Origin of the sequence: Vibrio sp. SCSIO 43140 (genome assembly GCF_023716585.1) — a bacterium.
Taxonomy (GTDB): Bacteria; Pseudomonadota; Gammaproteobacteria; order Enterobacterales; family Vibrionaceae; genus Vibrio; species Vibrio maritimus_B.
In genome coordinates this window covers 2,951,017-2,973,803 of record NZ_CP071850.1, presented here as the reverse complement: position 1 = coordinate 2,973,803, position 22,787 = coordinate 2,951,017, and the positions used below count along the sequence as shown (strand labels likewise).

Below are 22,787 nucleotides of genomic sequence, written 5' to 3'. Positions count from 1 at the left end.
TCCATGTGGAAACTAATCAAGCTAAATAACTCAGGTTAAATCTATCACGTCATATTTTAGTAGAAGCAATAAAACCATCACATAACTTGTTTATTCTTTATATATTCGCCTCCTAATTCTAATTAACGACATCACTTTAATCCATGGTCGTTATGTGAGGTAAACCGGGTTTCATTTAAAATGATAAATTTCGAAATTCAATTAATAAATCTTGTAAAAAAGCACCAATACAGATGGTAATAGATAGATAAACACCATAATCAAAAAACGTAACTATTACGTAATATCTCATTCCAATTTTCATATTTTTCATTCTTTTTTTATCGTGACAAATGTCAACAAAATTCATTATTCACAAGTGATCAATATCACCTAAATATATAGATTCTCTACTTATTATCAATGGCAACTTATCTCTTACCATACACGATAAGTACTCAATGCTATTCATATAATTAGTTGGAGAACAACATGGAAAAAACAGCATTAAGCAAAGCTCTATTTATTGCAGGAGTGGCTGCAATATCTTCAATGCCAGCTTTAGCAGAAAAACCAACCTCAGATTTTGAATTTCACGGTTATTTCCGTGCAGGTGCCTTCACTAGTGCCAAAGAAAATTTCAAACAGCACCGATGGGGTGGGCAAAAGGAGACATTGGGGCGTTTAGGCTTAGAAGCTGACGATTTCTGGGAGCTGGCGTTTATGCAGCGCTGGGACTGGGAAAAAACGGAAGACTCAGACGGTAAAAGTGTTCGTATCAACGCGCGTCTAGGTCAAGACAACCCTAACGGTAATGGTAGTAACGGCTATGCGAATATCGATGGTAAAGCGACAGGTTTGATCGAATCATTCGTTGAATTTGATGGTGTAACGAACACTGGTACGCTATGGGGCGGTCAGCGTTACTACGGTCGTGACAACTATATCTTCATGACTGACTTCTTCTACACTGATTATTCTGGCACTGGTATCGGTGTTAAAGGTACTGAGTTAGGTGGTGGTCTATGGGATTTTGCCTATATCGCTAGTAACAACTCCGTTGGTGACAACGAGATGCTAAATGCTTTCCACGTTCGTGCAGACTATGGTCAATGGCGTATCGAAGGTATGGCAAAACAGATGGGTGAAAACGTGAACGGCGATGAGTTCGCGAAATCTGGTTTCGAAGGTCACGTTCAATACTCTCCTTCTAACTTCTTTGGCTTTGGAAACGGCTTCTCTAAAGTCGGTGTTCAATACGGTCAAGGTCTGGGTGGTTCAACCATGCTAGGTCGTACATTTACCAACTATAACGCATACAGTCCAGGCGGCGTTGGCTTCATTGATGGTTCGACTGAGCAAACATTGATGTCTGCAGTAAAAGACGGTGATAGAACAGTTCGCGCGCAAGCATACGGTGGCTATATCGGTGAAAACTGGTTGTTCTTCCCTGCTGTGGGTTACGAACAAACATCTTATGAAGACAACGTAGATGACTTCTCATACTGGTATGCAATGGTTCGCCCTGTTTACACCATGCCTTCTATTGATGACTTCGCAATCGCCGCTGAATTTGGCTACACCGACAACAGTGCGAACCGCGACAATGGCGGCAATGCGACTTATAAAGCAACCATCGCTCCAACATGGACAGTAGGAACTGGTTTCGGTCCAGCTCCAGAAATCCGTCTATTGGCGACATACCTTAAAGGTAACCCAGGCGTTTCTTCAAACGCTGGTGAAGACGACCACGATTTTATCGTAGGTGTTCAAGTGGACATGTGGTGGTAACCGATTGTTTGCCCCTTCGCTTTTGAAGGGGCAGCATTATCTCAATGGAAGGAGGTGAGCAATTTCGATAGACGTATCAGTTTCTAGTGTTTTTTTTCATTGCTAGCAACAGCAATAACCCCCACCCCTTTTGCGGGGTTTTAAGGTCGAACCATCCCAACATAAGCGGCAGCAAGGGTTCGACCTCTTTTTATTTATAAATAAAAGATAATTTAACTCGGACGACTCATCTTGACGCGTTGTTTAACGCGATCGATACGCTCTTTGTTAACCTGTTCTTTTAACTTAGGCTTGATGTCTGCCACAGGAACGGCTTTCCATTCACCCTCATGATAAACAACGATATAAGACGCACGGCTAATCTCTTCTCGAACGATCCACTTACCGTCATCGATACGCTTCACATCCCCACGAATATTGCCATCAGAGTCTCGGACCGTCCAAGTACCATTGCCATTCTTGCTACCTGTAATAGTGTGTTCAGAGTGCAACGAAGAAATCGTAATTACATCATCTTTGATTAATATTTCACCAACACGTTTACCATTGTATGTAATCGAGTATAAGATCTCACCATCCAAATCACGCTCTTTGACCGTAGAGATCTTCGCATTTGGATTAACCGGTGATTCATACTCCGGCAGATGTACAGGCACATCTAGACCTAAATCTGGAATGTAAACATAGCCGAGATCAAAACCAAAATCCGGCTCTGTGGGTTCTGAGCCTTCTGGCGCACTGTTACCATAGCCAGGATCAACATTTTCAAAACCTAGGTCACCATCAAACTCAGGTAGCGGTTCTGTTGGGGATGAGCTTCCGCCACTTGATGAGCAACCGGCAAGTAAAGCGACAGCAAGTGCAGAGCAAAGGAGTTTAGTTTTTTGAATCGAGATTAATTTCATGATGTTTTGCCTTCATGTTTTGTGATGTGCAAATCCTAACCGCCGCAACCCAATCAAACTATAGGGCAAAATCTATTTCTGATATTTACGTTGTGAATATCGAGAGCTCATTGTTATTGGGTGGAATAATTACTTCGAACTCATCTAGCTTCGTTTTAGTCCCTAAACCAAAAGAAAGTTAACGCGAGATCTATGAATTCTCGCGCAATTTTTCCTCTATTGGTGTGCCCTCTTGTTCACTGGCTTTAAAAGCTTCATAAACGATGACTGCTTCCACATACCAATACCTGTCAAAGCAAGCGCTGGAATGAGTCCCCATAGCGTCGCTGCCATATAGGCTTCATTGCTTGCTAAAGGTGAGTAGAATGCTGCACCTACAAGTAGCGCTAATACTATGTGTGCCCACCTCAAGACTATTCTTATGTTCTTACCATTCATGACGCTTTCCTTCTGCTGTGGTCCTGAGTTCTATCGTACAGCGATGAGAGCTTCAGTTCTTATTGGTGCGATAAACGGTAGATATAGGGCGTGACATGCTCTATCTGAGGATAAATGGAGAACAATGGTCATCAAGCTGGGAAAAGAAGTATGAGCTTCATAAAAATGGAAAGGAATTTCCAAACGGCCAGATACAAAAAAGCCCGCTTTAAAAGCGGGCTTTTTCGAAAATTTGGTGGGTCCGGGCGAACTCGAATCGCCGACCCCTACCATGTCAAGGTAGTACTCTAACCAACTGAGCTACGGACCCAAATTTTTGTTCCATTCTGAATAAACATTCATAGAAGGATGGTGGGTCCGGGCGAACTCGAATCGCCGACCCCTACCATGTCAAGGTAGTACTCTAACCAACTGAGCTACGGACCCATCTCTCTGGAACGAGAAGGATATTAACCAGACTAACTTAGCTGTGCAAGTACATTTTTGTGTTTTTGGTGTCGTTTGACGCATTCGCCATCAATTCGGCTCTTTTTTATGCGCTACTGCTGAAAAAACGTGAAGGCTATCAAATCGTTGCCCTCACTTACCTGCGTTGGAACTGACTGATTATGCCGATTCTTCGTCATCAAATACCACATTGTAGTTTTCTGTGTACTGGCACAACGGCTGGCGGCTACATGTGAAAAAGCGTCGTCCTTTGAACTCCCCTTGCATCGCCGTTTTGATGTTCATTGGGCTGCCGCAGCGCTTACAAAAACGCACTTCTTTGTCTGGCTCAATTAAATCGATGTGAGCGGCAAGCAAACGGCGAATTTTGCCGACTTGGTAACTCAGTTTGACCGATGCACCAATAAGCGGAATGTTTGCAGACTTACATACCTGCATTATCAGCTTCTGACGCTCTATTTTGCCTTTATGAAGCTTTTGTCCATTGTCATATTCGATAATGACTCGTGGCTGCATCGTTCGTGGGTCACAAACAACAAAATCAAAGTAGCTTTTGGCTATTACGTTGTTGGCGATAAACCACTGCTTCTTGCTCTTCATTTGTTGAGGTGTCACGACGTTTGCCATGCTCACCTTCGTTAAGATCACACCGTGCTCGCCAACTGCTTCTTTTAACGCGTTATAAAACGCGGTCTGAGCTGACGATAAGATTGGTCCTTTCACTTTGTATTGATATGACTTGGTATCTTCCTGTTTCACAAAGTATTTAAGTGCAACCATGGAGAAGCCAACCAACAAGGCAAGAACAATAAAAATCTCTAACATGTTTTTAGTGATACCTAACAAAAATAGACAGAGTACGTGCTCAGATTAAGCTCAATAACCAATAGATGCAATCTTTGTGGTGTTATCCTAATAAAGTGACGTATATTCAATAGGTAACCAATCCAAAAAAGAGGTTTTAGGATGAAACTGATTCGACAATTTATGCTGTTTTCTTTGAGTTTGATGCTATTGGGTTGTACTGGGATGCCAGATACGGTGAAACCTGTAACAGGCTTCGACCTCGATCGATATCTCGGTAAGTGGTACGAAGTCGCTCGACTCGGCCACAGCTTTGAGCGTGGTCTCGACAACGTCTCTGCGACCTACTCTATGAATGACGATGGGTCTGTGAAAGTACTCAACCGAGGCTGGGATACCGAGGATAAAGAATGGTCAGAGGCGATTGGTAAAGCGAAGTTTGTTGAAGCGCAAGATATCGCTCACCTCAAAGTGTCGTTCTTCGGACCTTTCTACGGTAGCTATGTAGTTTACTACCTGGAAGAAGACTACTCAGTCGCTCTAGTGAGTGGCTACAACTCGGATTATTTCTGGATCCTGTCCAGAACGCCAACCATAGACAGCCAGAAGCTGGAACAGTACGTCGAGGTGGCCAAAAACGCGGGCTTTGATACTGCGTCGCTTATCTACCCTAACCATGACAAAGCGCAAACCAATTAACGCTTAGACCACATTGATTTCAATACACTATTGAGCTTTATCTTCGTCACCCGCCAATGAGTCACAGGTCTTCTTGGTGCGGTGTCGAGGATATGATTCCTTGCTACCTCATCAAACTCAACGGGCCCACGATGCGCCAACAATACACTTTTCGCGTTCAAGTTATACACCTTATCCACTGAGCGTCGATATTGGTTTGGGTGGAATACTGGAAAAGGAGCAATTAAGTGCTTTTTCACTTCAACCATCAAGTCTGCGACATACACTGTCGAGTGCTTCGCGTTGTAAACTGAAATATCACGATCTGTGTGCCCCGGAGTATCGATCACCTGCCAATCTTCAAACATTGGTACAGCGTCACCATCAGTAACCGCGTGGTCGACCTTAAGCTTTCTTTGATACCAAAGGTTTCTCTTCGGTTTACCCATTCTATTCGCCATGTATCGAGCAAGAAACAGATCGGTAAGATGCATGAGAATGCCATCAGCGCCTGAGTACCATGCTTTATGATGTGAACGAGACACAATTTTCGCACCTGTCAGTTTTTTTAACCTGTGCGCAGCCCCTGCGTGGTCGGGATGCATGTGGGTAACCACAATGGCTTTAAGATCCGATATCGGACGATTCAGTTCGTCGCGAATATAGCGTAATATCGTGCCGACATCAGCGCGGCTAGCACCATCCAGTAGTAACAACTTCTCTGGGTACTCTGCGAGATAGATTTGTTGGATATATCCTGAGATCTGGTGAATTTTCATAAGCCCTGCTAACTGGTCAGACAACCTTATTGCAAGATAACTTGATGTTAACAACATTGCAACAACACCTATTCTTTGTAGCGATAGCCATCGCTTTTTTTGAGGTTTGCTTATGAGCGTTATTTTTGTCGGTCATCGTGGTGTCGCGGGAACGCATCCAGAAAACACTATGGTCAGTATACAGGCTGCAAAACAGCTAGACATGAAATGGGTTGAAGTTGATGTGCAACCAACCAAAGACAATGTTTTGGTTGTATGCCATGACCACACCGTCAATCGTTGCAGTAACGGCAAAGGACGAGTCGATGAACTGACACTGAAAGAGCTTCAAGCCCTAGATTTTGGTTCTTGGAAGTCAGCGGAGTTTCAAGGTGAGTCTATTATCACCCTTGAGGCTCTTCTAGAGTTCTGTGGTGCTAATGACATGTCGATAAACCTAGAAGTTAAGGTCGACAGTCACGACCCAGCCTACGTTGTTTCATTGCTTAAGACTGAGCTTGAGAAAAGCGCTTTTAACAAGAGTAATCTCATTATCTCGAGTTTCAGTAACGACGTGATGCGCGAACTCCACCAAGCAGAACTCGGAATTCGACTAGGCGTGTTAGCAAAGCGCGTCAACCGCAAAACGCTGGCAACCATACTCGATGTCAATGCTTTTAGTTGTCACCTAAATTACAAATGGCTCACCGCCAACCATATCAACATATTGCGAGAGCTCGACGTCGAGATTTGGTGCTATACCGTCAATAATCCAAAATCCTTTAAGCACTTAGATAGCGTCGATGCCATCTTTACCGACTTCCCTACTCGCTTTGAGGGTGCGACGAATTTCGAGACATCGACTCAACCATAAAATCGATAAACGCCCTTCGTCTCGCCGGGGTGAACTTAGATTGGGGAAATTGCATGATGATTTCCCCTTGATAACGAGAGTTTACTCGCCACTCAGGTAATACCTGCAATACCTCTCCGTTGTCTATCGATTCATCGACAACAAACTCCGGAAAAATGCCTATTCCTAACCCCTCTTTCACGGCATTGAGCCGCATCTCAGAATGATTCACAGAGTAACGCCCGTGCACCTGTACTTTGACGTTATCTTCATCTTTTGAGAACAGCCAGACATTATCGTTAGGTTGCTCATTAAGATACAAACAATCATGATCGAGTAAATTATTAGGGTGAAATGGAATGCCATGCTCTTGAAGATACGCCTTATTGGCACAGAGTACCGCTTTGATTTCACCCAGCGATTTAGCGACTAAATTCTCTCTTGGGAAATGCGTTAACTCGAAGACAAAGTCGAGGTTATGGCCGAACGGATCGATAAACTCATCGCTTACGATCAAGCGAAGCTTCACCTCAGGGTATTTCGCTAAAAACTCGAGCATGAGTGGCTGCAAGATCCGGCGGCTGAATGCTTTAGGTGCCGCGATGCGCAGCTCACCCGTTACCTCACCTAAATCTTGGCTTGTAACATGCACTATGTCTGCTGCCGACTCCATTATCTTTTTGCTGTACTCGTAAACAATCTTGCCCGTCTCAGTGGTCACTTGCTTACGAGTAGTCCGTTCTAACAAATCCGCATTCAATGCTGACTCCAAGCGACTAATCTGGCGACTGACACCCGAAGGCGTGACGCCTAAGCGCTGTGAAGCAGCAGTAAAACTGCCTGACTCTACAACGGTCACGAACGCTGCGATGTCGGGAAGCATTGCCATGAGCTTATTTGTGTCCATTAGTCACAAGTCCTATGAGAATTGGGAGTATTATCACATCCATATTCATAAGTTAGCATAGGTAGACCAACACTAATAATTAACTTTTAGGTAACAGCTAAATGGAAAGGAATTTCGTTAACAAGGTCTCATTTCACTGGGCTATTTTAGGGCTTCTTGCGGTCGCCATCGTTTGGGGAACCAGTTATGGAGTTTCAAAACAAATACTTAGCCATGTATCTGTGCCACAGCTCCTGTTTCTTCGGTTTTTGATTAGCTGCTTAATTTTATTCACTATCGCTATTAATAAGGGACAAATAAGCCACTTTATAGCTAACCAAAAGCAGTATTTACAGGTAGGCGTCTCAACGGGACTGATTCTAAGCTGCATCTTTGTTACTGAAACCTGGGCGGTCAAACTGGCTCAAGCTGGGCAAGTGGCCGTTCTCATAAGCTTGTGTGTACTGTTTACACCAATCCTAGAGAAACTCTGGCTTAAGGTTCAGTTGCCTAAAGGGATTTTTCTACTTTGCATTGTCGGTGTGACCGGAATGATACTGATAGCAGAACCACACCAAGTCGCGCTTCGCTTAGACTTGGGGGTAGGCTTGGTGCTAGTCGCAGCCTTTCTGAGGGGCGTAATGGTTGTTGCCTGTAGAAAAGCGTTTACGAGCACTACCTTCCATGTTGAGTTGATTACCTTAGTTCAGCTTGCCACGGTCACATTAATGAGCCTAGGGCTTGTATTACTCGATAAAAATTCACCTTCAATGATCAGCGTGCTTGGAAGTCTTGATACGCGCGGATGGATCAGCCTTCTCTATCTCGCGCTTTGCTGTACGCTCATGGCGTTTTTTATCCAGAACTATGCCGTGAAGCACCTGCCGGCGAGCCAAGCCTCTTTGTTAATGGGAACAGAACCTTTGTTCGGCCTGTTATTTGCGACAGTATTTCTTCAAGAGACGATGTCTTTATTTCAGTGGATTGGATGTTTTATCGTCATATGCACCACTATTGCAGCCTGTTACAAATTTTCCAAACAAAACTAGGTTAAAAGACAGTCATATTCTCTAAATTGCGGACCTTTCTTTGATTTATCTCAGGTCTTTGGTCTCCAACTAGCGTGTAAAGTGGTCTTCCCCTGTTCCACTAACGTGAAGTGATCCAATGACTCAAGTAAATACAGAACGCCTAGTAAACCATTTTTGTGACCTCGTAAAAATCGATAGCGAATCTGGCAATGAAAAAGCCGTCGCAGAAGCGATTGCTGAGCAACTTGGTGAGCTAGGTTTCGTAGTAAGTAAACTACCTGTACCTGAGCAGTACACAAATGGCTTTAACGTATACGGTCGTCTTGAAGGTAAACAAGAAGGCAGCATCGTATTCAGTGCTCACATGGACACAGTAACGCCAGGCATCGGTATCGAGCCAATTATTGAAGACGGTATTATTCGTTCAAAAGGTGACACCATTCTTGGTGGCGACGACAAATCAGGTATCGCAGCTGTCATGGAAGCTGTGCGCTGCCTACAAGAGCAAAACCGTGAGCACAAAACAATTGAAGTTGCGTTCACTGTGCATGAAGAAGGCGGTCTATTCGGCTCTGAGTACTTCGACATGTCTTACATTCAGTCTAAGAACGCAATCGTACTCGATACAGGCGGTCCAATCGGCACTATCGTAACAGGCGCTCCTGGTCAGCAAAAGATTGTAGCTAAGATCAAAGGCCGCCCAGCTCACGCGGGTCTAGCACCAGAAGAAGGTATCAGCGCAGCTATGGTTGCAGCAGATGCTATCGCGAACATGAAGCTACTGCGAATCGATGAGCAAACAACAGCAAACATCGGCTCTGTGAACGGTGGTCAAGCGACAAACATCGTTATGCCAGAGCTAACGGTAGTTGCAGAAGCACGCTCTCTTAACAGCGACAAGCTAACAGCTCAAGTCAACCACATGGTAGAGACATTCCAGGCATCGGCAGAGAAGTTCGGCGCAGAAGTTGAAATCGAATCAACACGTGCCTATGACGCATTCGTGATTGCAGAAGATGACGCGCATGTACTGAAGATCAAAGAAGTATTTGCGGCTAACGGTATTGAAGCAAACACCAAACACACTGGCGGTGGTAGCGATGCGAACAACTTCAACGAGAAAGGGCTAACAACAGTTAACCTATCTACTGGTATGTCGAAAGTTCACACAACTGAAGAGTTTATCGCAGTAGAAGACATGGTTAAGATCACTGACTTTGTGATTTCTTACGTGACTGCGTAATTGCCAAAGCAGTAGAAAGCTCAAAACCGCGTTGTACTTTTAAATAGTAAGAGCAACGCGGTTTTTTTATAAGTCCTCAAACTCATCGATTGCAGCGCGCGCTTCGGCAAGTGTGCAACCAGACTGGAACATCAGATCCGCAACGGTTATTTCTGGGTCTTTCTCCAGCACTTCTTGAATCGGTGATTTATAGCCATCAAGGGCTTTATCAACCGCAACGGATATCCACCCAACGTTAGCCTCAAGCGCAAACTTCGTAAGCTGGGTAGCTTCTCCGGTCAACGTCCAATTGCGAGAGCGACGTATACGTTTTAGCATGCAACCACTATCCGCAGCACACGCCAAAACCGTCGATTTGTCTTCAACGCGGTGAACAAAGCTATTAAGGCGAATTGTGATTAGAAACCGCGATTTTTCCAAAACTGACCTTCATCTCTTGCCGTCACTTTGAATTTTTTCTCTGCAATCACTTTGCCTTGCATCTCAATGACCATATGCCACTCACCGAGGTTACTTTCCAATCCGTCAACAGGATGAAGCAACTGAATCGTATCGCCTAGGTAGAAATCCCAATCATTGCTGCCTACGTGCTCTTCACCGTCAAATGGAGCAAGGACCTGTCCTTTTTTGCTAAGAACACCCGGATGATAGATGCAATAGCGCACCTTTTCTCCTTTGGCCTTTTTGATGTTGACGATGAAACCAAACTCAATATGTTCATCCGCTGGCACTATGGTTGTAAAGTCTTGTATTTTAGGAAGATCTTTTGATCCAGAATCCCATGTAGAATAGATACCATACGACGTCATTTCGATGACTGGAGAGCGTTTTGCCATAATTAGATTTTTCTGTATTAAAGTGAATAAAGTTAGTCTTGCCAACGTTTTTGCATCTTGGCGATGACGCTGTCACTCACACCATGTACGTTCGGGTAACGCTGGTGACAAACGATGATGTCCAAGTCGGCCTTATAGCGTGTGGCTAAATTTTTATATGCCTTCATTTCCCACAAGCGAACAAAGGTGTTGGCAACGACCACGTCTTGGTTAGCCGCCAGTGCCTTCTCAACCTGCTGCTGACACCATTCATGTGCTTCGCCAATCTTGTCCCCGTCGTAACAATATTCACCTTTTTCATTGATAAAATACATATCAGCTTCGAAGTGCAGCGCGTCGAGGGTTTTCGCCAAGGTACTCTTTCCAGAACCAGGAAGACCGCGAATTAACGTGAGTTTCAAACAAGTTCACCGCAAAATATTGATAGTAGCTTGATTGTACCCTGTCTCACCCATGGACGTCATGACGTATTGCATTAAACCGATTACACCTGAGCTAAAATTAACTATCGACAAGCAAAAACGTTTGCGTTAACTTTAGAAGTATAGACGTCCAGAAGACCAAACAGAGCTTAGGGAGAAAGCTGTGCCAATTAAGATTCCCGATCAACTACCTGCCTCTAATGTCCTGCGTGAAGAGAACATCTTTGTGATGTCAGAGTCTCGCGCCTCGACTCAGGAAATCCGTCCGCTTAAGGTATTGATTCTCAATTTGATGCCAAAGAAAATTGAAACGGAAACCCAGTTTTTAAGACTGCTTTCAAACAGCCCACTTCAGGTTGATGTCGAACTGCTTCGTATCGACGATAGACCAAGTAAGAACACGCCAACTGAGCACCTTGATACTTTCTACCGCCAGTTTGAAACTATTAAAAACCGTAACTTTGATGGACTCATCATCACAGGTGCGCCACTTGGCTTGGTTCAGTTTGAAGATGTGATCTATTGGGATCACCTACAAACCATCATGAACTGGGCAAGCAAGCATGTGACCTCAACGCTTTATGTGTGTTGGGCGGCACAAGCGGGCTTAAAGCTCTTATTCGATCTTCCAAAACGCACTCGCAAAGAGAAGCTGTCAGGTGTGTATCACCATGAAATTCATGACCCGCACCACCCGATCCTGCGCGGTTTTGATGACACCTTCTTAGCACCGCATTCTCGATACGCTGACTTCTCACCAGAGTATCTAGAGTCACATACGGATCTCGATATTCTAGCGACCTCGGATGTCGCCGGCGTGTACCTCGCGGCAACAAAGGACAAACGAAATGTATTCGTAACAGGTCACCCTGAGTACGATTCTCATACGCTACACAACGAATACGTTAGAGATTTGGGTGAAGGTATGGAGCCAGCCATTCCAATTAACTACTACCCAAACAACAATCCAGACAACAAGCCGAATGCGAGCTGGCGTAGTCACGGTCACTTATTGTTTGTTAACTGGCTAAACTACTGTGTTTACCAACAAACACCTTACGATCTTGACCACTTTAGTGAAGATGCGTTTACGACTGAAGAGTAACCTTCGTTAGCAATAAGCTTTCTAGTGTAAAAAGCCCCTCATTAGCGAGGGGCTTTGTTTTACTGAAATAACGCATTAATTATTTGGTGAGTTCATCAAATTTGGCTTTTGCTTCTGCCTCGGTTTGGAAGAAGTAATTCGGTTCATTCTCACGCCATCCGAAGTACGTTTTAAAGCTACCTGTTGCCGCATCAAACTCAGCCAGCGGCATAGTGACGGTGTCGGTACAATAATCGCCAAAGCAAATCATATCCCCGTTGTCAGGAGTCAGCGCAAACAACGCCCCTGGAGCAGCAAGGAATACCAACCCTGTATCCTCGACGGTTAATGTCATGGTTTCCATTTCCCACGTAGGGTTATCATCCAGCGCATTTTCCGAGTACACGTTGTACCAAGTGCGTGCTTTATCGTCTTCGTCGTAAATAAAGCTCTCAGTGAATAGCTCACCATTGTAGGAACTCAGACCTGCGATGTGAATATCATCGATGTCCTCAATAGCAACACCGCTTTCCAATACGCTCGCGATCTTATCAGCGAGGTCAGCTACATCTATAGTACCCCACTCTGCGAACTCATGACCAACCCATAGACCAAACTTAGGCGCATCAAGTTGCCAGTACGTCACTTTCTGACCGATGTCATCTTGATCTACAGTAAAGCTGTAATTATCAAGCGCATGATGCTTCCATTCTGTAGACTCTATTGTTAGCTCATCGCTAACATACTCGTAAGTAGCAACATACTCGTGGAACAAGACTTTATCAGTTCCGGCCGTATTAGTCGTTTCGTCTAGTACATAGCGTTTACCGACCGTCGTTTCGACCTTCACACCCTCTACCATTTCTGTTGTGACTTCTTGCTCATACCAATAGTTAGTTCGCTCGTCGTTCCAACCATAACGATAGTCGGCGTATTCTTCCCAAACATCATCACCCCGCCACGCCCATACCGGGTAAGCGTTAGTATCGACTGTTTTACCTGAGCTATAACTTACTTGCTTGTTGACTTCATTGATACTACCATCCGCATCCCAATCCTTCTCTACAAGGTGAGTCGTGCTCGTAGAGTTCATAGTCGTGGTGCGTCTTTCTGCATAGTTTGGAACGGACGTTTCGATTGATTCGAAAGTAGCACTGTCATATTCCATAAACTGATAGAGTTCGACTATATCGCCATTATCACTAAACTCTTGCGACGTCTCCTTCTTCTGAACCATATCAACTGCACTCATGTCGCCATTTTTAACAGCAGCAACTAGATCGATACCATCATAGGTTCTGCCGAACGACGGATAAGAAGAGTCATCATCGCTTGGATTACCTTCATCAAAGTATTCAACAAACCGCTTTGTGAGTTTATCTTCTGATACGGAACCAATTCTATATGACTGACCATAGAACCTTGCGTCACCATCCCCATTTTTATCGATATTGAACTTTGCAAGTGAATTGAAACCGCCGTCTCCGTCATAGTACTTAGTAACTTCGTATACTTCATAGGCAATAGGATTATTTGAACCATCCACTTTCACGACATAGTCACTATCGCAGAAGTAACGTGTGCCAGATTCTACAATTGTCTTCGAGCCATCCTCGTGTTCTGTTATCACTTCCTTCCACTCGGTAAGAAGATGCAAAAGTTCCCCGGTGTGCCATTCAACAAAGCTCTCACGGCTAGAACCAGTTTTTACCGTCTCACCATCTTTGGCTTCTTCATCGGCTTCTTTCTGACGCTGATAGTCATTTTGCATCTCATCGACACGCTTGACTGCCACGTCTTTTAGCTTGGTTACCACCTCCGTAGGTACGTTAGCATCATCAAGGAAATCCCCCATCAAAACATCGGTATCTTCAATGCCATACTCACTCGCTAGCTCTTGCTTAGCCGCATCAACCACGACTGATAGCTGAGTTACATCCGCTTTACCTGCTTGTGCTTCTTCAAGCGTTTCCTCGATGCGATTAGTAAGATCGGTGGTAAAGGGAGTAACCGCCATAGGTGGAGGTGAAGTGCCCACTGCTAAGTCCATTACCGGCGGGGAGGATAAGATAACGGGTGAGTCTTTGAACTCTTCTCCCGTATCAAGGTCAACTGCCCCCTCACCGAGGTACGCTCTAATGGGTGCTAATTTCGCTTGAGCTAAAAGAGATTCCAACACTTCTATAGAATAGCTTCCCGTATCATCAGAGGTCGCCGTAGGCTCTCCCTCATCCAATTGGCTGTTCATGTTTAGATCAAGATAAACAATTGCACCTTGAATATAACCATCAATTACCTTCCCCGTAACAGACACACTTTGTACCGAAGGATCTGCTGGTGTACTGCCACCATCATCACTGCCGCCGCAAGCGAATAAAACAGAGGAAATAGTGATTGCAAGTAACGTTCTTGTAAAATTCATAACTCCCTTCCTTGTTACATTTTGATACATTCTCATTTCGAAGATTAGTGTCTGAATTGTCAGTTGCCAGTCACTCGAGATAAAAACCATAATAAATGTAAGGAATATAGAGCTAGAGCACTAATTGTAGGGGTAAATTGGAAGGAGTAGCTCATTACCAGCGCTCTAATAGCAAGATTTTTCTAGTATAATTAACAAGTTATTAACAAATAAGTTCTATGGAAATGATAACGTTTTGGTCGCACTGGGAGGAGAAACAGAAAACGAAAATGTCTGTGGAGCAACTTAATCTGTTGCTCCATAAAAGCGAAAAGATACAGCTACGTATTATTTCGCTAACCTCGCTACCTTGCGTAAGAAGCTATCACGCAGGTGCTCTTGGTCATACTCCAGATGATAGGTGTTGTGGAAGCCTATAGAAAGCTCAACGCCATTACCTCGCATGTAGACGTTGTAACCATCATAGTCCGAATAGGCTTCTACCCCTTCATAGATTTTTCCCAGTTCTGTTGCGGTGCCATTAGACATAATGGTGTCGTAAGCCTTGAGAACTTTGTTGGGATCAAGTTCGTTTTTCATCGCAGTCTCCTACTAACGAAAAGCCACACATAAAGTGTGGCTTAGGTGGGCGATTTGCGCCAGTTTATGTTCGCTAGTAGATACGCATCAAAGCGCGTTACTGGTCACGAAGCTCTCTTCTGAGGATCTTACCGACGTTAGTTTTCGGCAGTTCGTCTCTAAACTCAATTATCGTCGGTCTCTTATAGCCTGTTAGATGCTTACGGCAGTGTTGTTTTACGTCATCTGCAGTAACCGCGCCATTAGCCACGACAAACAGTTTAACTCGCTCACCTGCTATGTCATCTGGCACGCCAACTGCAGCTGCCTCGATAATTTTTGGATGTAGCGTCGCAACTTCTTCAACTTCACTTGGGAAGACATTGAAGCCAGAGACAAGAATCATGTCTTTCTTGCGATCTTCAATATAGAAGATGCCGTCCTCGTCCATACGGCCGATATCGCCTGAATAGAGCCAACCATCTGCAGTGAGAATTGCATTCGTCTCCGCGTCTTGCTTCCAGTACCCTTTCATCACTTGAGGTCCGCGGATCTGAATCTCGCCGACCTCACCAACACCTAGTTGCGTGCCGCTTTCATCGACGATACGCAGTTCAGTACTAGGTAAAGGCACACCGACCGCTGGCACATATTTTTGCTGGGTATGAACGCCACCCGCCACCACTGGCGAACACTCCGTCAACCCATAACCTTCAATGATTGGCATGCCTGTGATCTCTTGCCATTCGTCGGCAACGTGCTGCTGAGTTGCCATGCCACCAGCGATGGTGAATTCAGCATGAGAGAAGTCGAGTGCTTTAAATTTCTCGTTCTTGTTTAACGCAGCAAACAAGGTATTGAGACCAAAGATCATGGTGAATGGGTATTTGCTTAAGTCATTAATAAAACTGTTCAGATCGCGTGGATTCGTAATCAACAAGTTACTGCCACCCATGTACATCATCAGCATCATACTCACTGAGTTTGCAAAGATGTGGTACAGAGGAAGTGGTGTAACAGCACGCTCTTTATCTTTCGCTGTACGAGGGCCAAAGTGACCAAATACCTGTAATACGTTGGCAATGACATTGCGGTGAGTCAGCATCGCACCTTTCGCTAGACCTGTTGTACCTCCCGTGTATTGAAGGTAAGCAAGATCATCGTTTGCGATTGTTGGCTCGGCAAACGTCATTCTCTTGCCATCGGTCAGAGCACGACGCATCGAGATAGCGCCTGGAAGGCTATACTTCGGCACCATCTTTTTTACGTACTTCACAACAAAATTCACCAAGGTACGTTTGTGAGGCGCTAAAGCATCACCAATGCTGGTTAAGATGACGTGCTTGAGGCTTGTCTTATCGATAACCTGCTGGAGGCTATTACCAAAGTTGGTCACGGCGACAATAATGGTTGCGCCAGAGTCTCTAAGCTGATGCTCAAGCTCACGAGGAGTATAAAGTGGATTAACATTCACAACCACCAAACCTGCTTTAAGCGCTCCTAAAATAGCAATTGGATACTGCAGTAAGTTCGGCATCATTAGGGCGATGCGATCACCTTTTTTGGCATGCAGCTCAGTTTGCAAGTACGCAGCAAACGCCTCACTTTTCTCGTTAAGTTCACGATAGGTTAGCGAATGACCCATGTTCACAAACGCCGTATTATCAGCGAACTGTTCAAAGGGCTTTTTAAACATATCGTTGATGTTGTCATACTGGTCAACATCTACGGTTGCCGGTACATCATTTGGGTAGGTTTGTAGCCAGGGTTTGTCTGCGTTGCTCATCAAGTTTGATACCTTAGTTGTTGGACTGGTCTACTTTATCCAAGTTGGAGCAATGACTCTATTACTAGCGTCACCATTCCAACCCATTCGCTTGTTTTCTATACAAAGTTTTGTCACAACATGTGTTTGAATGTGCAATCACTCGCACTAACGCATGCCAACTCCCAATCACTTTAAACCGCATTTTAAGATAAGCGGACGATCGACAAAAATACAGCGGATAGTAAATGACTCCTCGCACCAAAGACCACCGTTCTGCAAACTTACGAACCCAACTCACCATGGTAGCAATCTCCTTTCTAATAGGAGGCTGCGTCACCGTCACTGATTCTGCTGAAACCAAAGTCGACCCCATTGCCGCTGCCGAAACGCGCATCGAACTCGGTTTAGCCTACATTCAAAGAGGCCAATTCAGCCGCGCCAAACAGGACTTTGAAAAAGCACTCGAGTTTGCGCCAAACTACTATCGTAGCCAACTTTCAATGGCACATTATTACGAAGTTGTTGGGGAGTACAAAATGGCAGAATCAAGATACAGAGCTGCACTCAAAGTTGCCCCGAACAACGGTAATGTCTATCACAACTACGGAACTTACCTTTGCAAGCAAGAACAATTTGAACGTGCGGATAGGTACTTTCTAAAAGCAATCTCACAACCAAATTATTATCAGATCGCTCAGAGCTACGAAAATGCTGGCTTGTGTGCGCTCAAAAGCAACAAGAAAGACAAGGCGCGATACTACTTTAACAAGTCTGTAGAGCATGCTCCGCTTTTACCAAAGGCCACTCTTCAGTTAGCCGCTCTAGAAATCCAGAACAAGGAGTATCACCAAGCAAGACTTCGACTTATGAAGTTTCATAAAAAATATGGTTATCAGACACCTAGCTTAAGGCTGCTCATAAATTTAGAGCAAGAAACCGGAAATGAGGTAATGGTTGAAAAGTACCGACACTTACTGTTCGATAAAACCACTGAACAAGCTATAAAGACAATTAAACTATAAAACAAACTTAAGTCAGAAATTCAAACCAAGTAGTCTAGAATTTGCCATATAAAAAAGGTGCAATTTATGCATTTTGTTACATCCTGACTTATTCCCGTCATATTGATGCTGCCGATCTGTCACATAACTCAATTAGTTTTATCGCAAGTTTTTTAGCAAATTCAATTGAGTATCAAGATGAAACTAATGAAATCTGCGGTTGCAGCCGCTCTGGTTCTTTCCTTCAACACCGTCGCGATGGATGCACGTTACGAAGATCGTACAGGCAATCTAGTGGCTGACACGCCGGTCAATGAGTCGGAATGGAATGACCCTTCTACGTTGATTTTTGCCTACACACCTGTAGAAGATCCAGCTGTCTACGCTGATGTGTGGAGTGAGTTCCTCGCGCATATGGAAGACACAACGGGCAAACGAGTTCGCTTCTTCCCAGTGCAAAACAACGCGGCTCAAATTGAAGCAATGCGTTCAGGTCGCCTCCACATTGCTGGCTTCAATACCGGCTCTACCCCTCTCGCTGTAAACTGCGCAGGCTTTAGTCCATTTACGATTATGGCGGCAGAAGACGGTTCATTTGGTTATGAGATGGAAATCATCACGCATCCAGAGTCCGGTATTAGTAGTGTAGAAGACCTAAAAGGCAAGCAGCTTGCGTTTACGTCACAAACATCCAATTCCGGCTTCAAGGCACCTTCTACGATTTTGGAAGCAGAATACGGCCTAAAACCTGAAACAGACTTTACTCCAGCTTTCTCTGGAGCGCATGACAACTCAGTTCTAGGCGTTGCACACAAAGACTATGACGCAGCTGCGGTAGCCAACTCAGTATTGAACCGCATGCTTTCTCGCGAAGTGGTTAAAGAGGATGCTGTAACCTCGATCTATAAATCTCAAACCTTCCCTACTACGGCTTACGGTGTCGCTCACAACTTACACCCAGAACTGCAAGACAAGATCAAAGAAGCATTCTTTAGCTTCGATTGGGATGGTACTAAGTTGCAGGAAGAATTCGAACGCAATGGTGAAGCTCAGTTCATTCCAATTACTTACCAAGAGCATTGGGAAGTAATCCGCACCATCGATACAGCAAATAACGTTTCTTATACCTGTAGCTAACGTCTCACTCCTCCATCAATACAAATTAAGGTGTTGTTGTTTCTCAGCGACACCTTCTCTAGTCGAAGTAATTCTATTTCTGAGGTAAATCATGCCTACACTGACACTCAATGGCTTAACAAAGCACTACTCTAATTCTGATAGAGCCCTTACCGATGTGAGCTTGTCTATACAAGCTGGAGAAGTCGTCGGACTTATTGGTCCTTCGGGCGCTGGTAAATCCACGTTAATCCGCTGTATTAACAGATTGACCGAGCCAACTTCTGGGGAAGTCAACTTTGAGGGAACCGATCTCACCAAGCTGTCAAAGAGTCAATTGAAACAAGCACGCCGTCAAATCGGTATGATTTTTCAGGAGTATGCGCTTATTGAACGGCTCACGGTAATGGAAAATGTGCTTTCCGGGCGATTAGGTTATGTCCCATTTTGGCGCAGTTTTTTGCGTAAGTACCCAGAGACAGATATTCGTAATGCTTTTGCACTATTGGATCGTGTAGGACTGCTTGCCCACGCAGATAAACGCGCCGATGCCCTGTCAGGTGGACAACGTCAACGTGTCGGGATTGCTCGCGCACTCGCACAACAACCTTCACTACTATTGATCGATGAACCCACAGCCGCCCTCGACCCTAAAACGGCACGTCAAATCATGCGCCTGATTACCAACATATGTCGTGAGCATCAATTACCCGCCATCATCAATATTCATGATGTTAATTTGGCAAAGCAGTTTGTTGATCGTGTCGTAGGTCTAAACGCTGGTGAAGTTGTGTTTGACGGAACACCAGAAGAACTCGACGAAACTGCCTTAACCAAAATCTATGGTGAAGAAGACTGGAATACACCCAATCAAGATGATGCGGAAACCGCTGAGCCTGAACTTGAATTAGGGATAGCTGTATGACCGCCTACGCTTCAACTTGGAAAAAACCGCCCCTCATTCAGAATGCTTGGGTAAGGAATGGAATTTGGATTGCCGTCGCTATATATCTTTATCTCGCTCTTCAATCTGTTGAGGTCAACTGGACACGAATTTATGAGGGTTCAGAGCGAGGTCTTAACTTCGTTAAAGCCTTTCTATCACCTGACTTTACCGGGCGGTGGGACAACATTTCTCAAGGGTTAATAGAAAGCTTAACAATGACCATGACCTCAACAGTTGTTGGTATCGTGTTAGCTATCCCCTTTGGATTAGGTGCTGCGAAAAACTTAGCACCAAAACCCGTGTACCTTTTTTGTCGAAGCTTTATCGCGATAGCTCGCAGTCTTCAAGAAATCATCATCGCCATCTTGTGTGTCGCGCTGTTTGGCTTTGGTACCTTTGCAGGCTTTGTCACCCTGACTTTTGCGACTATCGGCTTCTTGGCCAAGCTTTTTGCTGATGAGATCGAAGCACTCGACCCAGCACCACTTACCGCGATGAAAGCCTCAGGGGCTTCGTGGCTGCAGCAAGTCAACTACGCTGTTCAACCACAAGTAATGCCTAGGATCGCAGGTTTGTGTCTGTACCGTTTCGATATTAACTTTCGTGAGTCCGCGGTCATAGGCATAGTCGGTGCGGGTGGCATTGGCGCTACACTCAACACCGCAATGGATCGTTATGAATATGGCGCAGCGGCGGCTATCCTCATGATCATCATTGGTATTGTCATGGCCGCAGAATTTATTTCAACACAAATCAGAAAGAGAATCCGTTAATGAGCACGCTCTCGCACAGCCAAACACGTTGGCGCCGATACTCTCAGCAAGAGTCACTTCAACACTTTACTTTGTGGTTATTATTTGTCGCATTAACTGTCTATTGTTGGCAGATCATGAACGAAGAAACCTTGTGGTTTTTTGTGGTCGATGCGCCAAACCAAGTAGCTGACATATCGTCTAGAATGTGGCCGCCTCGTTGGAGTTACCTAGACCAGCTTTGGGGACCGCTCTGGGACACGATCAACATTGCGACCCTCGGAACAGCACTGGGTGTCGCCATAGCGTTCCCTATTGCTTTCTTGGCAGCTCGTAATACAACGCCGAGCGCAGCCTTTGCTCGCCCAATTGCATTACTGATCATCGCCTCAAGCCGCTCAATCAACTCTCTAATTTGGGCGTTGTTACTCGTCACGATCATGGGGCCAGGACTGCTTGCTGGTATTATCGCTATTGCGCTTCGCTCTATCGGGTTTGTCTCAAAGCTTGTGTATGAGTCAATCGAAGAGGTGAACGAAACCCAAGTGGCGGCTATTCGAGCGACAGGAGCATCTGAGCTACAAGTACTTAGCTATGGAGTGTTGCCACAAATCTTACCTAACTTTATTGGCACAAGCCTGTTCCGCTGGGACATCAACATCCGTGAGTCAACAGTATTAGGTCTCGTTGGTGCCGGAGGGATAGGCCTTAAACTACAAGAGTCGATGTCAATTCTGGCCTGGCCTCAGGTGACGGTAATATTTTGCTCAATTTTAGCAACCGTTGTCATTTCGGAATGGATTTCGGCTCGTGCTCGCCATGCTTTGATCTAAAACCCTCTAATACATGCGCAGACTTAACATGACAACGGGAGAGTCTGCGTATGCCTAAATCGCATAGCGCCGCCTACTAAATAACTTCCAACGCCTCAAATACTTAAACAATTTACTACTATTAAAAAGGAAGAATCCTAGCAAAACACCATGGAGAACACATGTCATTAGCGCAACGCTACCCATTCAACCCAGGCTGGAAGCTCCTAATAAGCGATATGGGCTGCGACTACAAGGCCGCTATGCGGAAAGCTAATATCGAACCCGATGACTATAATTCCAGTAACCAAGATATTGATGGCTACACCTTCTACGCTTTATGGCGCGCGGTAGAACAAGACGTTGGCATCAACACATTCTCAATTAAGATTGCTGAGTCAGTCACATTCGAAAGCCTGAGCCCTGCTTTATTAGGTTGCCTGTTTAGCTGTAATATGGAACAAGCTTTTCTTCGCATGCAGCGCTACAAGCCCTTGATTGGGCCTATTCAGCTCGGTATCGAACCGACCCCGGAAGGGGTTCGTTACACGGTAATTCCGCATGGTCAACAAAGTGAAATTCCCAAAAGCCTAGGCGTCACGGAGATAGCGTTACTGATTCAATTGGCTAGAGTGGCCACAAGAAAACACATTATCCCTCTTCAGGTAAATGTCGCTGAAAGGCATGATAGCTACACAGACCTTGAGCAGTTTCTCGGTTGCGCGATCGGTGTAGGAGGCGCCAACGAGTTTGTTCTTTCGTCCAATGATCTCACTACTCCACTACTGACAGAAAACAACCTTGTTTGGGAAACATTAGAAAAAACGCTAGAGGAGTCTCTGCGGGCTCATCTCGGAACGGACTCTACTTTAGATAAAGTGAAACAAGTCATTGCTACGTTATTACCCGATAGCACTGCTACCATAGATTGCGTTGCGGACCAGCTCGCTATGAGTACCCGTACGCTGCAGCGTAAACTCAAAGCAGAGGAAAGCAGCTTTCAAGAAATACTCCAACAAACACGCAAAGAGCTCGCCATGCATTACTTGGGGAATACGGAAGCTCCCCTTATAGAAGTCGCGTTTTTATTGGGCTATCAAGACAATAATTCTTTCTCTAGAGCGTTTGTCACTTGGTGTGGAACGACACCCAGCCAGTACCGTCTATCTCACTCTCAATAACCGAAAACAGAGGCGACGACAAAAGTGACGTGTTTGGCATATAAGTTGGCGTGATTTGATGGGAGACATATGGATT

23 protein-coding genes and 2 tRNA genes are annotated in these 22,787 nt (G+C 44.9%); 12 read left to right on the top strand and 13 right to left on the bottom strand.

Annotation, left to right across the window (positions count from 1 at the left end):
• The first annotated feature begins 471 nt into the window (after positions 1-471).
• Positions 472-1,770, top strand: a complete 1,299-nt coding sequence (locus tag J4N45_RS14255; protein WP_252012078.1) for a carbohydrate porin — start codon at positions 472-474, stop codon at positions 1,768-1,770.
• A 212-nt stretch (positions 1,771-1,982) separates the two neighbouring features.
• Here J4N45_RS14255 and J4N45_RS14250 read toward each other — a convergent pair whose 3' ends face one another.
• The 5 genes from J4N45_RS14250 to J4N45_RS14230 all read right to left on the bottom strand — a co-directional run bounded on the left by J4N45_RS14250 (position 1,983) and on the right by J4N45_RS14230 (position 4,385).
• Entirely contained in the window at positions 1,983-2,675 is a 693-nt protein-coding gene (locus J4N45_RS14250) for a hypothetical protein (RefSeq protein WP_252012076.1), read from the bottom strand.
• 216 nt (positions 2,676-2,891) lie between these two features.
• Positions 2,892-3,113 (bottom strand): hypothetical protein, encoded by a 222-nt coding sequence (locus J4N45_RS14245; RefSeq protein WP_252012074.1) that lies wholly within the window; start codon positions 3,111-3,113, stop codon positions 2,892-2,894.
• 233 nt (positions 3,114-3,346) lie between these two features.
• Positions 3,347-3,423 (bottom strand) — tRNA-Val (locus tag J4N45_RS14240).
• Between the two features lie 39 nt (positions 3,424-3,462).
• Positions 3,463-3,539, bottom strand: a tRNA-Val gene (locus tag J4N45_RS14235).
• A gap of 180 nt (positions 3,540-3,719) precedes the next feature.
• Entirely contained in the window at positions 3,720-4,385 is a 666-nt protein-coding gene (locus J4N45_RS14230; RefSeq protein WP_042472456.1) for a DUF2726 domain-containing protein, read from the bottom strand.
• Between the two features lie 141 nt (positions 4,386-4,526).
• Between J4N45_RS14230 and J4N45_RS14225 the strand changes: the two genes are divergently transcribed.
• Entirely contained in the window at positions 4,527-5,063 is a 537-nt protein-coding gene (locus J4N45_RS14225; RefSeq protein ID WP_252012071.1) for a lipocalin family protein, read from the top strand.
• Here J4N45_RS14225 and J4N45_RS14220 read toward each other — a convergent pair.
• Positions 5,060-5,821, bottom strand: coding sequence for an MBL fold metallo-hydrolase (locus tag J4N45_RS14220; RefSeq protein ID WP_252012069.1), 762 nt, complete (start codon positions 5,819-5,821; stop codon positions 5,060-5,062). The two genes, J4N45_RS14225 and J4N45_RS14220, sit on opposite strands and share 4 nt — an antisense overlap.
• 112 nt (positions 5,822-5,933) lie before the next feature.
• On the opposite strand from J4N45_RS14220, the gene J4N45_RS14215 reads away from it, so the two are divergent.
• Positions 5,934-6,674 carry a glycerophosphodiester phosphodiesterase family protein gene (locus J4N45_RS14215; protein ID WP_252012067.1) on the top strand — a complete coding sequence of 247 codons (741 nt, stop codon included), beginning with the start codon at positions 5,934-5,936 and terminating at the stop codon, positions 6,672-6,674.
• On the opposite strand, the gene J4N45_RS14210 is transcribed toward J4N45_RS14215, so the two are convergent.
• The gene (locus J4N45_RS14210; RefSeq protein ID WP_252012065.1) at positions 6,625-7,560 is read right to left on the bottom strand and encodes a LysR family transcriptional regulator; all 936 of its coding nucleotides are present in this window, start codon (positions 7,558-7,560) and stop codon (positions 6,625-6,627) included. The two genes, J4N45_RS14215 and J4N45_RS14210, sit on opposite strands and share 50 nt — an antisense overlap.
• 101 nt (positions 7,561-7,661) lie before the next feature.
• Here J4N45_RS14210 and J4N45_RS14205 point away from each other — a divergent pair, with 101 nt between their 5' ends.
• Both J4N45_RS14205 and J4N45_RS14200 read left to right on the top strand, forming a co-directional pair.
• Complete coding sequence (locus J4N45_RS14205) at positions 7,662-8,588, top strand: DMT family transporter (protein WP_252012063.1); 927 nt, start codon at positions 7,662-7,664, stop codon at positions 8,586-8,588.
• 118 nt (positions 8,589-8,706) lie between these two features.
• Complete coding sequence (locus J4N45_RS14200; RefSeq protein ID WP_234495759.1) at positions 8,707-9,813, top strand: M20/M25/M40 family metallo-hydrolase; 1,107 nt, start codon at positions 8,707-8,709, stop codon at positions 9,811-9,813.
• A 66-nt stretch (positions 9,814-9,879) separates the two neighbouring features.
• Here J4N45_RS14200 and J4N45_RS14195 read toward each other — a convergent pair whose 3' ends face one another.
• From J4N45_RS14195 to J4N45_RS14185, 3 genes are read right to left on the bottom strand one after another with little or no spacing between them, the layout of a single operon-like run.
• The gene (locus tag J4N45_RS14195; protein ID WP_286036887.1) at positions 9,880-10,233 is read right to left on the bottom strand and encodes a ribosome recycling factor family protein; all 354 of its coding nucleotides are present in this window, start codon (positions 10,231-10,233) and stop codon (positions 9,880-9,882) included.
• Complete coding sequence (locus J4N45_RS14190) at positions 10,212-10,649, bottom strand: DUF3859 domain-containing protein (protein WP_252012061.1); 438 nt, start codon at positions 10,647-10,649, stop codon at positions 10,212-10,214. Before J4N45_RS14190 ends, J4N45_RS14195 begins: the two co-directional genes overlap by 22 nt.
• Before the next feature lie 32 nt (positions 10,650-10,681).
• Positions 10,682-11,050 (bottom strand): ATP-binding protein, encoded by a 369-nt coding sequence (locus J4N45_RS14185; protein ID WP_252012059.1) that lies wholly within the window; start codon positions 11,048-11,050, stop codon positions 10,682-10,684.
• A 184-nt stretch (positions 11,051-11,234) separates the two neighbouring features.
• On the opposite strand from J4N45_RS14185, the gene metA reads away from it, so the two are divergent.
• Entirely contained in the window at positions 11,235-12,176 is a 942-nt protein-coding gene (metA, locus tag J4N45_RS14180; RefSeq protein ID WP_252012057.1) for a homoserine O-acetyltransferase MetA, read from the top strand.
• Between the two features lie 79 nt (positions 12,177-12,255).
• Here the strand turns inward: metA and J4N45_RS14175 are convergent, their stop codons facing one another.
• The 3 genes from J4N45_RS14175 to J4N45_RS14165 form a co-directional block, all read right to left on the bottom strand.
• The gene (locus J4N45_RS14175; RefSeq protein ID WP_252012054.1) at positions 12,256-14,577 is read right to left on the bottom strand and encodes a hypothetical protein; all 2,322 of its coding nucleotides are present in this window, start codon (positions 14,575-14,577) and stop codon (positions 12,256-12,258) included.
• 327 nt (positions 14,578-14,904) lie between these two features.
• Positions 14,905-15,156 carry a DUF3081 domain-containing protein gene (locus J4N45_RS14170; protein ID WP_252012052.1) on the bottom strand — a complete coding sequence of 84 codons (252 nt, stop codon included), beginning with the start codon at positions 15,154-15,156 and terminating at the stop codon, positions 14,905-14,907.
• Positions 15,157-15,253: 97 nt separating this feature from the next.
• On the bottom strand, positions 15,254-16,921 hold the full coding sequence (locus J4N45_RS14165; RefSeq protein WP_252012050.1) for an AMP-binding protein: 1,668 nt from the start codon (positions 16,919-16,921) through the stop codon (positions 15,254-15,256).
• A 227-nt stretch (positions 16,922-17,148) separates the two neighbouring features.
• Between J4N45_RS14165 and pilW the strand changes: the two genes are divergently transcribed.
• The 6 genes from pilW to J4N45_RS14135 all read left to right on the top strand — a co-directional run bounded on the left by pilW (position 17,149) and on the right by J4N45_RS14135 (position 22,711).
• Positions 17,149-17,925, top strand: a complete 777-nt coding sequence (gene pilW / locus J4N45_RS14160) for a type IV pilus biogenesis/stability protein PilW (RefSeq protein ID WP_252012048.1) — start codon at positions 17,149-17,151, stop codon at positions 17,923-17,925.
• 177 nt (positions 17,926-18,102) lie between these two features.
• Positions 18,103-19,041: a phosphate/phosphite/phosphonate ABC transporter substrate-binding protein gene (gene phnD / locus J4N45_RS14155; RefSeq protein WP_252012046.1), complete on the top strand. Its 939-nt coding sequence runs from the start codon at positions 18,103-18,105 to the stop codon at positions 19,039-19,041.
• Between the two features lie 91 nt (positions 19,042-19,132).
• Positions 19,133-19,945, top strand: a complete 813-nt coding sequence (phnC, locus tag J4N45_RS14150) for a phosphonate ABC transporter ATP-binding protein (RefSeq protein WP_252012044.1) — start codon at positions 19,133-19,135, stop codon at positions 19,943-19,945.
• Positions 19,942-20,739, top strand: a complete 798-nt coding sequence (phnE, locus tag J4N45_RS14145) for a phosphonate ABC transporter, permease protein PhnE (protein ID WP_252012042.1) — start codon at positions 19,942-19,944, stop codon at positions 20,737-20,739. Before phnC ends, phnE (J4N45_RS14145) begins: the two co-directional genes overlap by 4 nt.
• The gene (gene phnE / locus J4N45_RS14140) at positions 20,739-21,551 is read left to right on the top strand and encodes a phosphonate ABC transporter, permease protein PhnE (protein ID WP_252012040.1); all 813 of its coding nucleotides are present in this window, start codon (positions 20,739-20,741) and stop codon (positions 21,549-21,551) included. Before phnE (J4N45_RS14145) ends, phnE (J4N45_RS14140) begins: the two co-directional genes overlap by 1 nt.
• Before the next feature lie 161 nt (positions 21,552-21,712).
• Complete coding sequence (locus J4N45_RS14135; RefSeq protein WP_252012038.1) at positions 21,713-22,711, top strand: AraC family transcriptional regulator; 999 nt, start codon at positions 21,713-21,715, stop codon at positions 22,709-22,711.
• The last annotated feature ends 76 nt before the right edge of the window (positions 22,712-22,787 follow it).

Coding starts and splice junctions, on each gene's coding strand:
- pilW (WP_252012048.1), top strand. CDS start 17,149: ATGACTCCTCGCACCAAAGACCACCGTTCTGCAAACTTACGAACCCAA.
- phnC (WP_252012044.1), top strand. CDS start 19,133: ATGCCTACACTGACACTCAATGGCTTAACAAAGCACTACTCTAATTCT.
- J4N45_RS14230 (WP_042472456.1), bottom strand. CDS start 4,385: ATGTTAGAGATTTTTATTGTTCTTGCCTTGTTGGTTGGCTTCTCCATG.
- J4N45_RS14215 (WP_252012067.1), top strand. CDS start 5,934: ATGAGCGTTATTTTTGTCGGTCATCGTGGTGTCGCGGGAACGCATCCA.
- J4N45_RS14165 (WP_252012050.1), bottom strand. CDS start 16,921: ATGAGCAACGCAGACAAACCCTGGCTACAAACCTACCCAAATGATGTA.
- J4N45_RS14200 (WP_234495759.1), top strand. CDS start 8,707: ATGACTCAAGTAAATACAGAACGCCTAGTAAACCATTTTTGTGACCTC.
- J4N45_RS14255 (WP_252012078.1), top strand. CDS start 472: ATGGAAAAAACAGCATTAAGCAAAGCTCTATTTATTGCAGGAGTGGCT.
- J4N45_RS14135 (WP_252012038.1), top strand. CDS start 21,713: ATGTCATTAGCGCAACGCTACCCATTCAACCCAGGCTGGAAGCTCCTA.
- J4N45_RS14225 (WP_252012071.1), top strand. CDS start 4,527: ATGAAACTGATTCGACAATTTATGCTGTTTTCTTTGAGTTTGATGCTA.
- J4N45_RS14175 (WP_252012054.1), bottom strand. CDS start 14,577: ATGAATTTTACAAGAACGTTACTTGCAATCACTATTTCCTCTGTTTTA.
- phnE (WP_252012040.1), top strand. CDS start 20,739: ATGAGCACGCTCTCGCACAGCCAAACACGTTGGCGCCGATACTCTCAG.
- J4N45_RS14250 (WP_252012076.1), bottom strand. CDS start 2,675: ATGAAATTAATCTCGATTCAAAAAACTAAACTCCTTTGCTCTGCACTT.
- phnD (WP_252012046.1), top strand. CDS start 18,103: ATGAAACTAATGAAATCTGCGGTTGCAGCCGCTCTGGTTCTTTCCTTC.
- J4N45_RS14210 (WP_252012065.1), bottom strand. CDS start 7,560: ATGGACACAAATAAGCTCATGGCAATGCTTCCCGACATCGCAGCGTTC.
- J4N45_RS14205 (WP_252012063.1), top strand. CDS start 7,662: ATGGAAAGGAATTTCGTTAACAAGGTCTCATTTCACTGGGCTATTTTA.
- phnE (WP_252012042.1), top strand. CDS start 19,942: ATGACCGCCTACGCTTCAACTTGGAAAAAACCGCCCCTCATTCAGAAT.
- J4N45_RS14220 (WP_252012069.1), bottom strand. CDS start 5,821: ATGAAAATTCACCAGATCTCAGGATATATCCAACAAATCTATCTCGCA.
- J4N45_RS14170 (WP_252012052.1), bottom strand. CDS start 15,156: ATGAAAAACGAACTTGATCCCAACAAAGTTCTCAAGGCTTACGACACC.
- J4N45_RS14190 (WP_252012061.1), bottom strand. CDS start 10,649: ATGGCAAAACGCTCTCCAGTCATCGAAATGACGTCGTATGGTATCTAT.
- J4N45_RS14245 (WP_252012074.1), bottom strand. CDS start 3,113: ATGAATGGTAAGAACATAAGAATAGTCTTGAGGTGGGCACACATAGTA.